The organism is Pseudomonas fluorescens HK44 (genome assembly GCF_000217955.3).
GTDB classification, from domain to species: Bacteria; Pseudomonadota; Gammaproteobacteria; order Pseudomonadales; family Pseudomonadaceae; genus Aquipseudomonas; species Aquipseudomonas fluorescens_AQ.
The window spans coordinates 117,166-130,006 of the sequence record NZ_AFOY02000008.1 but is presented as its reverse complement, the minus strand read 5'-3'; the positions used below and the strand labels follow the sequence as shown (position 1 = coordinate 130,006).

At 61.0% G+C, this 12,841-nt stretch carries 14 protein-coding genes and 1 pseudogene; 13 read left to right on the top strand and 2 right to left on the bottom strand.

Going from position 1 to position 12,841, the window contains the following annotated elements:
• Nucleotides 1-4: 4 nt before the first annotated feature.
• Complete coding sequence (gene selO / locus HK44_RS07205; protein ID WP_019691430.1) at nucleotides 5-1,468, top strand: protein adenylyltransferase SelO; 1,464 nt, start codon at nucleotides 5-7, stop codon at nucleotides 1,466-1,468.
• 6 nt (nucleotides 1,469-1,474) lie between these two features.
• Here the strand turns inward: selO and HK44_RS07200 are convergent.
• Nucleotides 1,475-1,645, bottom strand: a pseudogene (locus HK44_RS07200) (helix-turn-helix domain-containing protein); the annotation flags it as partial.
• A 460-nt stretch (nucleotides 1,646-2,105) separates the two neighbouring features.
• Here HK44_RS07200 and HK44_RS07195 point away from each other — a divergent pair.
• Both HK44_RS07195 and trxC read left to right on the top strand, forming a co-directional pair.
• Nucleotides 2,106-2,624, top strand: coding sequence for an Hcp family type VI secretion system effector (locus tag HK44_RS07195; protein ID WP_019691428.1), 519 nt, complete (start codon nucleotides 2,106-2,108; stop codon nucleotides 2,622-2,624).
• A 423-nt stretch (nucleotides 2,625-3,047) separates the two neighbouring features.
• Nucleotides 3,048-3,482 (top strand): thioredoxin TrxC, encoded by a 435-nt coding sequence (gene trxC / locus HK44_RS07190; protein ID WP_024264811.1) that lies wholly within the window; start codon nucleotides 3,048-3,050, stop codon nucleotides 3,480-3,482.
• A gap of 156 nt (nucleotides 3,483-3,638) precedes the next feature.
• Here trxC and HK44_RS07185 read toward each other — a convergent pair whose 3' ends face one another.
• On the bottom strand, nucleotides 3,639-4,409 hold the full coding sequence (locus HK44_RS07185) for a ParA family protein (RefSeq protein WP_019691426.1): 771 nt from the start codon (nucleotides 4,407-4,409) through the stop codon (nucleotides 3,639-3,641).
• Nucleotides 4,410-4,759: 350 nt separating this feature from the next.
• On the opposite strand from HK44_RS07185, the gene HK44_RS07180 reads away from it, so the two are divergent.
• The 10 genes from HK44_RS07180 to HK44_RS07135 are packed head-to-tail and all read left to right on the top strand — an operon-like array spanning nucleotide 4,760 to nucleotide 12,659.
• Complete coding sequence (locus tag HK44_RS07180; protein ID WP_024264793.1) at nucleotides 4,760-5,485, top strand: beta-ketoacyl synthase chain length factor; 726 nt, start codon at nucleotides 4,760-4,762, stop codon at nucleotides 5,483-5,485.
• Entirely contained in the window at nucleotides 5,461-6,270 is an 810-nt protein-coding gene (locus HK44_RS07175) for a lysophospholipid acyltransferase family protein (protein ID WP_019691424.1), read from the top strand. The genes HK44_RS07180 and HK44_RS07175 overlap by 25 nt, the downstream gene beginning before the upstream one ends.
• Entirely contained in the window at nucleotides 6,251-6,526 is a 276-nt protein-coding gene (locus HK44_RS07170) for a phosphopantetheine-binding protein (RefSeq protein ID WP_019691423.1), read from the top strand. The genes HK44_RS07175 and HK44_RS07170 overlap by 20 nt, the downstream gene beginning before the upstream one ends.
• A gap of 9 nt (nucleotides 6,527-6,535) precedes the next feature.
• A complete protein-coding gene (locus HK44_RS07165) occupies nucleotides 6,536-6,790 on the top strand; it encodes an acyl carrier protein (protein WP_019691422.1) in 255 nt (84 codons plus the stop codon).
• Nucleotides 6,787-7,332: a membrane protein gene (locus HK44_RS07160; RefSeq protein WP_019691421.1), complete on the top strand. Its 546-nt coding sequence runs from the start codon at nucleotides 6,787-6,789 to the stop codon at nucleotides 7,330-7,332. The genes HK44_RS07165 and HK44_RS07160 overlap by 4 nt, the downstream gene beginning before the upstream one ends.
• Nucleotides 7,329-9,008, top strand: coding sequence for an acyl-CoA synthetase family protein (locus HK44_RS07155; protein ID WP_019691420.1), 1,680 nt, complete (start codon nucleotides 7,329-7,331; stop codon nucleotides 9,006-9,008). Before HK44_RS07160 ends, HK44_RS07155 begins: the two co-directional genes overlap by 4 nt.
• A gap of 29 nt (nucleotides 9,009-9,037) precedes the next feature.
• Nucleotides 9,038-9,772, top strand: coding sequence for a glycosyltransferase family 2 protein (locus HK44_RS07150; RefSeq protein WP_019691419.1), 735 nt, complete (start codon nucleotides 9,038-9,040; stop codon nucleotides 9,770-9,772).
• Nucleotides 9,769-10,716 carry a glycosyl transferase gene (locus tag HK44_RS07145; RefSeq protein ID WP_019691418.1) on the top strand — a complete coding sequence of 316 codons (948 nt, stop codon included), beginning with the start codon at nucleotides 9,769-9,771 and terminating at the stop codon, nucleotides 10,714-10,716. The genes HK44_RS07150 and HK44_RS07145 overlap by 4 nt, the downstream gene beginning before the upstream one ends.
• Nucleotides 10,697-12,241, top strand: a complete 1,545-nt coding sequence (locus HK44_RS07140; RefSeq protein WP_019691417.1) for an HAL/PAL/TAL family ammonia-lyase — start codon at nucleotides 10,697-10,699, stop codon at nucleotides 12,239-12,241. Before HK44_RS07145 ends, HK44_RS07140 begins: the two co-directional genes overlap by 20 nt.
• Nucleotides 12,234-12,659 (top strand): acyl-CoA thioesterase, encoded by a 426-nt coding sequence (locus tag HK44_RS07135; RefSeq protein ID WP_019691416.1) that lies wholly within the window; start codon nucleotides 12,234-12,236, stop codon nucleotides 12,657-12,659. The genes HK44_RS07140 and HK44_RS07135 overlap by 8 nt, the downstream gene beginning before the upstream one ends.
• Nucleotides 12,660-12,841: the final 182 nt, after the last annotated feature.

Genomic DNA, 12,841 nt, shown 5'->3' with positions numbered 1-12,841 from the left:
GCCGTTGAAAGCCCTCGACGAACTGACCTTCGACAACCGCTTCGCCCGGCTGGGCGACGCGCTCTCAACTCATGTACTGCCTGAGCCCATCGGCGAACCGCGACTGGTGGTTGTCAGCCCTGCGGCCATGGCCCTGCTTGACCTCGACCCGAGCGTTGCCGAAACGCCAGTGTTCGCCGAACTGTTCGGCGGTCACAAGCTGTGGGCAGAAGCCGAGCCACGGGCGATGGTCTATTCCGGGCACCAGTTCGGTTCCTACAACCCGCAATTGGGCGATGGTCGCGGGCTGCTGCTGGGCGAGGTCTACAACGACGCCGGCGAACACTGGGACTTGCACCTCAAGGGCGCCGGACAAACGCCGTACTCGCGCATGGGCGATGGCCGGGCAGTGCTGCGTTCGTCGATTCGTGAGTTTCTGGCGTCTGAAGCGTTGCACGCCCTGGGCATCCCGACCACCCGCGCACTGTGCGTTATCGGTTCGAACACCCCGGTCTGGCGCGAGAAACAGGAACGCGCGGCGATGGTCCTGCGCCTGGCGGCAAGCCATGTGCGCTTCGGGCATTTCGAATATTTCTACTACACCAAACGGCCCGAACAACAGAAAGCCCTCGGCGAGCACGTATTGGCGATGCATTTCCCCGAGTGCCTGGAAGCACCTGCACCGTACCTGGCGATGTTCCGCGAAGTCGTCGAGCGCAACGCCGAGCTGATCGCCAAATGGCAGGCCTATGGCTTCTGCCACGGCGTGATGAACACCGACAATATGTCGATCCTCGGCGTCACGTTCGACTTTGGTCCGTTTGCCTTCCTTGACGACTTTGACGCCAACTTCATCTGCAACCATTCCGATGATCAGGGTCGCTACTCGTTCAGCAATCAAGTGCCGATCGGCCAATGGAACCTCAGCGCACTGGCCCAGGCCCTGACACCGTTCATCAGCGTCGAAGCCCTGCGCGAAACCCTCGGCCTGTACTTCCCGTTGTATCAGGCTCATTACCTGGACCTGATGCGCCGTCGCCTCGGCTTGACCACTGGCGAAGAAGACGACCAGCAACTGGTCGAAAATCTGCTGCAACTGATGCAAAACAGCAGCGTCGACTACAGCCTGTTTTTCCGCCGCTTGGGTGATCAAGCCGCCGAGCTTGCCGTCGCCCGCTTGCGCGACGACTTCGTCGACATCAAGGGCTTCGATGCCTGGGCCGAGCGCTACTGCGCACGTGTCGCCCGCGACGGCAACAGCGATCAAGGAGAGCGTCGCGCCCGCATGCACGCGGTCAATCCGCTCTACATCCTGCGCAACTACCTGGCGCAGAAAGCCATCGACGCGGCAGAAAGTGGTGACTACGCGGAGGTTCGCCGCCTGCACGCGGTCCTGAGCAAACCGTTCGAAGAACAGCCTGGCATGGACAGCTACGCCGAGCGCCCGCCTGAGTGGGGCAAGCATTTGGAGATCAGCTGTTCGTCTTGAGGGCGGTCAGATGAAGGTTTCCACCGACACACCGAAGCGCTCGGCCAACCAGCGGATCTGCCGCAGGTTGAGCTGGCGCTTGCCGCTCAGGATTTCCGATACCACCGATTGCGCGCCCACACCCGGCAGGTCGCTCTGACTCAAGCCGGTTTCGCGCATCATGTAGCGCAGCGCATCATGTATATCGCAACTTGCTATACGTGCTGGCGGACCAGCGGTGCAGCGTTCGATGCGCTCTATCGGCCTGGATACGCGATCCCCTTTGGCATTGGCGAAAATGTGAGCATTTTTTCCAGCATGTCGCCTACGACGGTTCTAAAGCCATGCGCGACAAGCAGTCACACATAGCCATGATGCGCAAGAAGTTGCGCACTCACCGACCTAAAAACACCACCCTGTCCTGCTCTAGGCCATGTCACACAAGGCCTGTAGTCAAGTGCGCAAGAAGTTGCGCAGCACTGTGCAACTTCTTGCGCACCCGGCCCTTGAATACCCCCTTGCCTCGCCTCGAAAAATATCTAACCCACTGTTTTTAAAGGGCCAGACACAACCTGGCACGCACCTTGATGACAGTCAGGCACCCACCGGGCGATCTCGCCTCCCGGGCCCCCTCATTTATTTAGCAAGGAAAGCATCCATGGCTATACCAGCGTATATGTCCATCACTGGCACCAAACAAGGTCTGATCACCGCCGGTGCATTCACCGCTGATTCGGTTGGCAACACCTATCAGGAAGGTCACGAAGACCAGGTCATGGTTCAGGGTTTCAGCCACGAAGTGATCATCCCGCGTGACCCGCAGTCTGGCCAGCCAACCAGCCAGCGCGTTCACAAGCCAGTGAAAATCACCAAAGTGTTCGACAAGTCCTCGCCACTGCTGCTGGCGGCTCTGACTTCCGGCGAGCGCCTGACCGAAATCACCATCCAGTGGTACCGCACTTCGGCTGCCGGCACTCAGGAACACTACTTCACCACCAAGCTTGAAGACGCGATCATCGTCGACATCAAAGACTACATGCACAACTGCCAAGACCCGTCGAACTCGCACTTCACTCACCTGGAAGACGTAGAGTTCACCTACCGCAAAATCACCTGGACCCACGAAGTATCCGGTACTTCGGGTTCCGATGACTGGCGTTCCCCGGTCACAGGCTAAGTCTGGCCGACCGCTACAAAACATCGGCCAGCTCTGCTGGTCGATGTTGTTTGCGTCACCCAAGAATTCTTGCGCTCGTTGATCGCCCAAACGGGTATCGATGGATGCCGCAGCACTGCACGAGGAACAACGGGTGTTCGCGCCGGCCTGGACTGCAACGTCCCTTCCCTGCTGATCGACACCGTAACCCCGCTCGACGTGCTGCACGAAACAGCCGCCTTGCGCATCCGCAGCGCCACCCAACTGCTGGAAACCTTCGCCCTGCGCGACGACATCCAGGGCGACGCTTGCGGGCGCAGGTTTCGGCGTAATGAATATGGGCGACCTTGGGGTCGCCCATATTTTCGCTTACGTCTGCCCGCCTTGATAATCCATGGCCTCGGCTCCAGATTGGTTGCATTGCCCACTTTGCGGAGCCCCTTCATGTCTGAACCCCTGTTGATCCCCTGCCCCCACTGCAACGGCCTCAACCGCATCCCCGCTGAGCGCTTGGGCGATCATCCCAAGTGCGGGCGCTGCAAATCCGACGTCCTGCTGAACAAACCCTTCGAGCTGACACAAGGCGATTACGCCAGCCAGATCAAGGGTGATCTGCCGTTGCTGGTGGATGTGTGGGCGGATTGGTGTGGGCCGTGCAAGTCGTTTGCGCCGGTGTTTGAGCAGGCGGCAGGGCAGTTAGCGGGCAAGTGTCGGTTGGCCAAGCTGGACAGTGAGGCGAATCAGCAGTTGTCGGCGCAGCTGGGGATTCGTTCGATTCCGAGTTTGATTCTGTTCAAGAACGGCCGGGAAGTGGCGCGTCAAAGCGGGGCGTTTCCGTTGCCGCAGTTGATGAGCTGGTTGCGTAGTCAGGGGATCTGACGACGACCTCAAAGTCACCCTGAACTAAATGCGGGAAGAGCCGGGCGACGTTCGCCTGCTCGCGATGACAGTGTGACATTGAATGTAAATGTTGGCTGTCAGGCCGCTATCGCGAGCAGGCTCGCTCCCACATGGGTTTTGTGTTGCCTGTAGGAATCAGGTGTTTTCCAGCAGGTTGTGCAGTTCGACGAACTGTTGGGTCAGTTTGTGCCGGGGATCGAGGTGGATCAGCGGCATGTTGGCCTGGTGGGATTCGCGCATGCGCACCGAGCTGGCCAGGTACACCGGTAGCACCGGCAGGCCTTCGGCGATCAGTTCGTCGAGCATCTGCTGTGGCAGGCTCGCGCGGGCCTGGAACTGGTTGACCACGATGCCTTCGACTTGCAGCTCTTCGTTGTGGTCTTCCTTCAGTTCTTCGATTTCCGCCAGCAGGCCGTATAGCGCCTGACGTGAGAAGCTGTCGCAGTCGAAGGGAATCAGCACGCGATCGGCGGCAATCAACGCTGAAACCGCATAGAAGTTCAACGCTGGCGGGGTGTCGAGGTAGATCCGGTCGTAGTCTTCGGCCAGTTCGTCGAGCAGTTTGCGCAGTTTGTTGATCTTGTGTTTGGCCTCAAGCTTGGGCTGCAGGTCGGCCAGCTCGGCCGTGGCGGTGACCACGTGCAGGTTGTCGAACGGGGTTTCGTAGATATCGACCTGGTTTTTCTTTGAGAACGGCCCCGACGACAGGGTTTGCTTGAAGAAGTCGGCGATGCCCATCGGGATGTCGTTGCCGGTCAAACCCGTCAGGTACTGAGTGGAGTTGGCCTGGGCATCAAGATCCACCAGCAGTGTGCGATAGCCCTCGCTGGCGCTGACCGCCGCCAGATTGCAGGCAATACTGGATTTGCCCACACCGCCTTTCTGATTGAACACCACGCGCCGCATGTCAAAACCTCCGTGTACCAAAGAATGACCGAGTGTAGTAGCCGACACCGCTGCTTCGCTACCTCATTGGTAATCGGACTACGCAGTCAGCTGCAATCGCTGCAAAAAACCGACCGGCTTCGCTCTTTGATCGATGAATCAACTGACAGACATGTCTGTAAAAACCGAGTAATGGCCAAGCGACATCTTTTCACGGATAAATGGCATGGCACGCCGAACAAAATGGGGCCAGTATTTGCTACAAGTCCGCCGCACCGGGATAATGCGCGCCACTCGGCCGTAGCGCCATGTTGGGTCTGTCGTCGGTCAATCGACTCACCGCGTCAAGGAAGCCCGCAGGGGCGGGATGAATTTCAGTGATCAAATTCAATATCGCCCAATGGCGCGCCTGGGCTCCTGGGCTCGAAAGCGTGGACGATTGGCAAGCCTGGAGCCGACAACCGGTCGTGCTCGAGAACAGCGATGCCGCCCCCGACGTATCGTTTTTGCCGGCCATGCAGCGTCGGCGACTCAGCCGTCTGGCGCGGATGGCCTTTAGTGTCGGCTGGCCATTGGCCGAGGGTCACGAACAGCTACCGTTGGTCTTCATTTCTCGTCACGGCGAAACCCCGCGCACCTTCGAAATTCTCAACGATCTGGCCGCCGATCAGCCGCTGTCGCCGACTCAGTTCAGTCTGTCGGTGCACAACGCCGTCATCGGCCTGTGGTCGATCATGCGTGGCGAAACCAGCGAAATGACCGCCCTCGCCGCAGCCGGCGATGGGCTTGAACACGGCATGCTAGAGGCTGCGGCGTTGCTTGAAGAAGGCGCGTCGGCGGTACTGCTGGTGATCACCGAAGAACAACCGCCGCAAGCCTACTCGACCTGGATCGACGATGTGCCGTTCCCGTATGCGGTCGGCCTGCTGATCACGCCCGGAAATCAATGGCAGCTGTCTCTGAACAGCACCACGGATACGTTGTCCAACCCGCATTGGCCCCATGCGCTGAATCTGTTGAGTACGCTGCTCGGCCAGCAGACCACCTGCCAACATGCCTGGAAAAATCGTGTATGGACCTGGCAACGCAACCAGTAACCGATAAAAACCGCGACGCCTATTACTGGCGCCTGCTGGCCACTGCCGCAAGCTTCGCCCTCTTCGGGTTGGGCGCGCTGTGCCTGCGATTGATGGTTTTGCCGCTGTTGAGCTGTCTGCCAGGCGATGTCCAGACCCATCGGCAACGGGCACGCTATACCGTCAGCCGGATATTCTGGTTTTTTGTCCGATTCATGGCCCGCTCGGGCGTGCTGACCTACGACATCCAGGGTGCAGAAAAACTCGGGCGCCCGGGGCAAATGATCATCGCCAATCATCCCTCGTTGATCGATGTCGTGTTCCTGATCGGTCTGGTGCCCCACGCCAACTGCGTGGTCAAGAAAACCCTTTGGGAAAACCCCTTCACTCGCGGTCCGCTACGCCGCACAAAATACATCAGCAACGACGGCAGCATGGAGATGCTCGACGCCGCGGCCGACGCGCTGAAAAGCGACCAGACCCTGATCATCTTTCCCGAAGGCACCCGCACCCAACCCGGCCAACCGCCGGCCTTTCATCGGGGCGCCGCGGCAATCGCGCTGCGCGGTGCGAGAATTGTCACCCCGGTGATCATCAAGGTCAGCCCGACGACCCTGACCAAGGCCGAGCCTTGGTATCGGATCCCCAAACGCCGCGTGCACTTCAGTTTTCGTGTCGGGGCCGATATAGACCCACAAACCTTTGCAGCGCTGGGCCCTCCACCTCAGGCTTCACGCAAGCTCAACGATTATTTTCACTCTTACTTTATTAAGGAGCTCGCCGAAGATGAGCGATCAGAACACTAATAGCCTGGTGCAGGACATAAAACTGCTGATCATCGACGCCCTGGGCCTCGAAGACATCAGCGTGGACGATATCGGTGACGAGCAGATCCTGTTCGGCGAAGGCCTGGGCCTGGACTCGGTCGACGCGCTGGAGCTCGGCTTGGCGATCCAGAAAAAATACGGCATCAAAATCGACGCCGATGCCAATGACACTCGTGGTCACTTCAGCAACGTGGCGAGCCTTGCGGCGTTCGTCACTGCAAAACAGGCAGCTTGAGACCGGACCATGCAAACTCGTGACGACATCTTCAACACACTGCGTGATGCCCTGGTCGAACTCTTTGAGCTGGAACCCGAACGCGTAACCCTGGACGCCAACCTGTATCAGGATCTGGAAATCGACAGCATTGATGCCGTCGACCTGATCGATCACATCAAACGCCAGACCGGCAAGAAAATCGCCGCCGAAGAGTTCAAGTCGGTGCGTACCGTCAGCGACGTAGTCGAGGCGGTCTACCGTCTGGTTAAACCGACCGCATGAGCCGACTGATCGGCCTCGGCCTGCTGCTGGCGGGCCTGCTGTACCCTTTTGCGGTGTATTTCGGCATGGAACATTTCGCCCCGTGGCAGTTCGGTCTGTTGCTGGGCGGATTGTGGCTGGCCCGTGCGCTGCTGGGCGAGCGGCGTCCTGGCAGCCTCTGGATGGCGGTGGTCGCCATTGCGTTTTGCCTGCTGCTGGCGCTGTTCGACAGCCCTGTATTGCTGCGCTGGTACCCGGTGCTGATGAGCGGTTTCATGCTGGCGCTGTTTGGCCTGAGCCTGAAATTCGGGCAACCGATGATCGAGCGGCTGGCGCGTTTGCGCGAACCGCATCTGCCGGACAAGGCCATTGTTTACACCCGCCAGGTGACGATCGCCTGGTGTGTGTTTTTCCTCTGTAACGGTTTGCTCGCCGCCGCCCTGACCCTTTGGGCGCCGCTGAGTTGGTGGATGTTGTACACCGGCCTGATCTCCTACGGGTTAATGGGTTTGCTGTTTGCCATTGAATGGCTCATACGACAACGGGTACGAGGCCACCCATGAATTGGATAAAACTTGAGCACCTGTTGCTCAAGGCACTACCGGCGCGCGCCGTCACGGCGGATCCGGTGCTCAATCACGCCGACCTGTGCGAGCAGGCCCTGCGCCTCGCCGCAGGCCTGCAAGCGCAAGGTGTAACGCGCATCGCCGTGCACCTGGAAGACGCCGCTCAACTGGCCATCGCCCTGCTCGGCGCCTGGCGTGCCGGGGTCAGCGTGCTGCTGCCCGCCGATCTGCAACCCCAAACCCGTCTGCGCTGGTCGACGGCGGTCGATCTGTGGCTGACCGATTTGGCAGACGACGCGCAGCTGACTGACTTCCAGCAGGCGCCACTGGCTGCCGCCGAACTGGATCTTGATCGCTGTCACCTGAGCCTGTGCACGTCCGGCTCCAGCGGCGAACCCAAGCGCATCGAGAAAACCCTGCGGCAACTGGCCAATGAAGTACAGGCGCTGGAGCACTTGTGGGGCGCGGACCTGGGCAACGCCTGCATCATCGGCAGCGTCGGCACCCAGCACATCTATGGATTGCTGTTTCGGGTGCTGTGGCCGCTGTGCGCCGGGCGTCCGTTCGTACGCCGGCAACTGGCGTTCCCGGAAGACCTGCAGCGCACCAGCCGCGAACACCCGGCCTTCGCCTGGGTTGCCAGCCCGGCGCTGCTCAAGCGTATGGGTGACAACCTCGACTGGCCGGCCTTGAGCGCAGTCCGCCGAGTGTTTTCCTCGGGCGGCGCGTTACCGGCCGAGGCTGCGCAACGCTTGTACGAACGCCTGCAACAATGGCCGACGGAGATTCTCGGCAGCTCGGAAACCGGTGGTATTGCCTGGCGTCAGGGCGACAATCTCTGGCAGCCCTTTGCCGATGTGGTGCTGAGCCAGGACAGTGACGGGGCCCTGCTCATCGCCTCGCCGTACTTGCCGGTCGACCACATTGAACACACCGCCGACGCCGTACGCATCGCCGCCAACGGTCGTTTCGAGCTGCTGGGGCGGCTGGACCGGATCGTCAAACTGGAAGAAAAACGTATCTCGTTGCCCATGCTCGAACAGGCGCTGATGGCTCACGACTGGGTCGCCGAAGCGCGCCTCGGCGTGGTTCAGGAAAACCGGGCCTCGCTGGGTGCCTTGCTGGTGCTGAGTGAACAAGGCCTGCATGCGCTGCGCAATCAGGGGCGGCGTATGCTGACTCAGGAACTGCGTCAGCACTTGAGCCAACATTGCGAAACCCTGGCCCTGCCGCGCCGCTGGCGGTTGCTGCGTCAACTGCCGCTGAACGCCCAGGGCAAACTGCCGCAAGCCGATGTTGAAGCCCTGCTGCTGGCGCCCCGTCCAAAGGCGCCGCACGTATTGGAACAGGTCGAAGCCGACGGTGAGTGGAGCCTGCAACTGGCGGTGCCGCCGGACCTCGCCTACTTCAGCGGCCACTTCCCGCAAACCCCGGTATTGCCGGGCGTGGTGCAAGTCGAGTGGGCGCTGAACCTGGGCCAACAATTGATGGAGCTGCCGGTAAAGTTTGCCGGCATGGAAGTGCTGAAATTCCAGCAACTGGTGCGCCCCGGCGACGAAATCCAGCTGCACCTGCGCTTCGACCCACTGCGCAGCAAATTGTATTTCACCTATCGCAATGAGACGGCTACCTGCTCCAGTGGACGAATTTTGCTGGAGGCCGCGCATGTTTAAAGCTGTGCATCTGTGGCGAGGGACAACACATGCATAACCCCTGCGCCGTGATCCCGGTCTACAACCATGAAACCGCCGTCACCAGCGTGGTCGATGCGCTGCTCGCCAACCACTTGCCGTGCATTCTGGTGGATGACGCCAGTAGTCCGGCCTGTGCGGCGGTGCTTGAGCAACTGGCCCGGCGCGACCAGGTTTTCCTGATCAAACTCGCTGTCAATCAGGGCAAGGGTGGCGCCGTCATAACCGGGTTTCGCGAAGCCTCACGCCTGGGCTTCAGCCACGCCTTGCAGGTGGACGCCGATGGCCAGCACGACCTCAGTGATGTCCAGACCTTCATCGAGCAGTCACGCGTCCATCCCGACGCGCTGATCTGCGGCTACCCGCTGTACGACGCCAGCGTGCCGAAGGGCCGTTTGTACGCCCGCTACCTGACGCACGTCATGGTCTGGATCAACACCCTTTCCTTGCAGATTCGCGACTCCATGTGCGGTTTTCGCCTCTACCCGTTGCCGCCGACACTGGCGCTGATCAACTCGGTGAAGATCGGCAATCGCATGGACTTCGACACCGACATCATCGTGCGCCTGGCCTGGCGCAATCTGCCGATGCGCTGGCTGCACACCAAGGTTCACTACCCCCAGGATGGCGTCTCGCATTTTCGGCTGTTTCGCGACAATGTGCTGATTACGGGCATGCATACCCGCCTGTTCTTCGGCATGCTGCTACGGGCGCCAATCATTCTTTCGCGACGGTGGCGAACATGAGCATCAATGCAGACAACGAGCACTGGGCCGATCACAAGGAACGCGGCAGTTTCTGGCTGATGAAATTCACCGCACTCTGCGCAAAAGTGCTCGGGCGTCGGCTATTGAGCCCGCTGCTGTACGGCATCGTCTTGTACTTTTTCCTGTTCGGTCGCAGCGCTCGCCACAGCGCCTGGCAATACCAGCAGCGCCTCGCCGACTGGAGCGGCCGCACCGAATTGCGCCCGTCTCATTGGCGGGTGTTTGGCCAGTTCATGGCCTTCGCCGACTCCATGCTCGACAAGCTCGATGTGTGGAATGGCAAGCTGAGCATCGAACAAATCGAAATCATCGACCCGGCACTGTTGCGCAATCAATTGCGCGGCACACGCGGGCAGATGCTGGTGGGCGCTCACCTGGGCAACCTCGAAGTCTGTCGAGCCCTCGCCGAACTCGGTGAACGGGTCACCATGAACGTGCTGGTGCACACCAAGCACGCCGAGCGTTTCAATCGCCTGCTGGGCGAAGCGGGCGCGACCAATCTGCGGCTGATCCAGGTCAGCGAACTGGACCCGGTGATCATGCTGCAACTGAGCCAGCGCCTGGAGCGCGGCGAGTGGCTGGCGATTGCCGGCGACCGCGTGCCGCTGCACCGCGGGCGCAGCGTGACGGTGGACTTCCTTGGTCATCCGGCCGCGTTTCCCCAAGGTCCGTGGCTGCTGGCCGGTCTGTTGAACTGCCCGGTCAATTTTCTGCTGTGCCTGAAGAAACCAACGGGCGACTATCGGCTGATCATTGAGCCCTTTACCGACGCGGTAGTGTGGAAGCGCAGCGACCGCGAGCAAGTGATTCACCACTGGGCCACGCGCTACGCCGAACGCCTTGGCCAGTGCTGCCTTGAGGCGCCCCAACAATGGTTCAACTTTTACCCATTCTGGAAGACCGATGACGACGCATCTGCTTGAGCCGGTAACCTTCGGCGAACTCCCTTTGCGCATCGAAGACGTGCTGGCCCTGGCCAACCGTCAGGCGCCCGTGCAACTGCAAAACGACAGCGAATACCGTGAGCGCATCGCCAAGGGCGCACGGTTTCTCGATTCGTTGCTGGACAAGGAAGGCGTGATCTACGGCGTGACCACCGGTTACGGCGACTCCTGCGTGGTCGCGGTGCCGCTGCATCATGTCGAAGCGCTGCCGCGTCATCTGTACACCTTTCACGGTTGCGGACTGGGCAAACTGCTCGACGCCCAGGCTACCCGTGCGGTGCTCGCGGCGCGTTTGCAGTCGCTGTGCCACGGCGTGTCCGGGGTTCGTATCGAGCTGCTGGAGCGCCTGCACGCCTTCCTCGAACACGACATTCTGCCGCTGATCCCGGAAGAGGGTTCGGTGGGCGCCAGCGGTGATCTGACACCGCTGTCATACGTCGCCGCCACCTTGTCCGGCGAGCGCGAAGTGCTGTTCAAGGGCGAGCGCCGGCAGGCTGCCGACGTCCACCGCGAACTCGGTTGGGAGCCGCTGGTGCTGCGGCCCAAGGAAGCCCTGGCGCTGATGAACGGCACGGCGGTAATGACCGGCCTCGCCTGCCTGGCCTTCGCCCGTGCCGACTACCTGCTGCAACTGGCCACGCGCATCACCGCGCTGAACGTGGTCGCCCTGCAAGGTAACCCGGAGCACTTCGACGAACGCCTGTTCGCCACCAAGCCGCACCCGGGCCAGATGCAAGTAGCCGCGTGGATGCGCAAGGATCTGGCAATCGACGCACCGACCGCACCGCTGCATCGTCTGCAAGACCGCTATTCGCTGCGCTGCGCACCGCATGTGCTCGGCGTGTTGGCCGACAGCCTGAACTGGCTGCGTTCGTTCATCGAGATCGAACTCAATAGCGCCAACGACAACCCGATCATCGACGCCGAAGCCGAACGCGTGCTGCACGGCGGGCACTTCTATGGCGGGCATATCGCCTTCGCCATGGACAGCCTGAAAAACCTCGTGGCCAACGTTGCCGACCTGCTCGACCGTCAGCTCGCGCTGCTGGTGGACGAACGCTACAACCACGGCTTGCCGAGCAACCTGTCGGGTGCCAGCGCCGAGCGCGCGATGCTCAACCACGGCTTTAAAGCGGTGCAGATCGGCACCAGCGCCTGGACCGCCGAAGCGTTGAAAAACACCATGCCGGCCAGCGTGTTCTCGCGTTCCACCGAATGCCACAACCAGGACAAAGTCAGCATGGGCACCATCGCTGCCCGCGATGCGATCCGCGTGCTGGAGCTGACCGAACAGGTTGCCGCCGCGACCCTGCTGGCGGCCAATCAAGGGGTCTGGTTGCGTAGCCAGGCAGAAGACGCCCGGCCATTGCCGCCGGCGCTGGCGGCGATGCACGCAGAGCTCGCCAAGGACTTCGCGCCGGTCATTGAAGACCGCGCCCTGGAAGGTGAATTGCGTCTGTGTCTGCAACGCATCGCCGAACAACACTGGAGGCTGCATGCGTAGCAAGGGAGTGCTTCACGCCGATACGCAAATCCTCGTGCCGTTCTTCGACGTCGATTCGATGAACGTGGTCTGGCACGGCCATTACGTGAAGTACCTGGAAGTCGCCCGCTGCGCCCTGCTCGACCAGCTCGGCCACAACTACACCGCCATGCAGGAATCCGGCTACGCGTGGCCGGTGATCGACCTGCAACTGCGTTACGTGCGCGGCGCGGTGTTCGGCCAGACGCTTAACGTACGCGCCAGCCTGGTGGAATGGGAAAACCGCCTGAAGATCAGCTACCTGATCAGCGACCTCGCCACCGGTGAACGCCTGACCCGCGCCAGCTCGGTGCAGGTCGCCGTGCACGTCGCCAGCCGCGAGATGCAACTGGCGTCGCCGAAGGTGTTTACCGATGCGGTCGAGAGGATGTTGCCATGACCTTTAGCACCAATCGACTTGATGACTGCCCTGTGGCGAGGGAGCTTGCTCCCGCTCGGGCGCGCAGCACCCGTAAATCTGACGACTCGATCCCCCCGACGGAATGCCGTCGTCTGGGTTGGGGAGCGCTACGCACTCCAGCGGGAGCAAGCTCCCTCGCCACACGTAGCGGCTACAAGGTT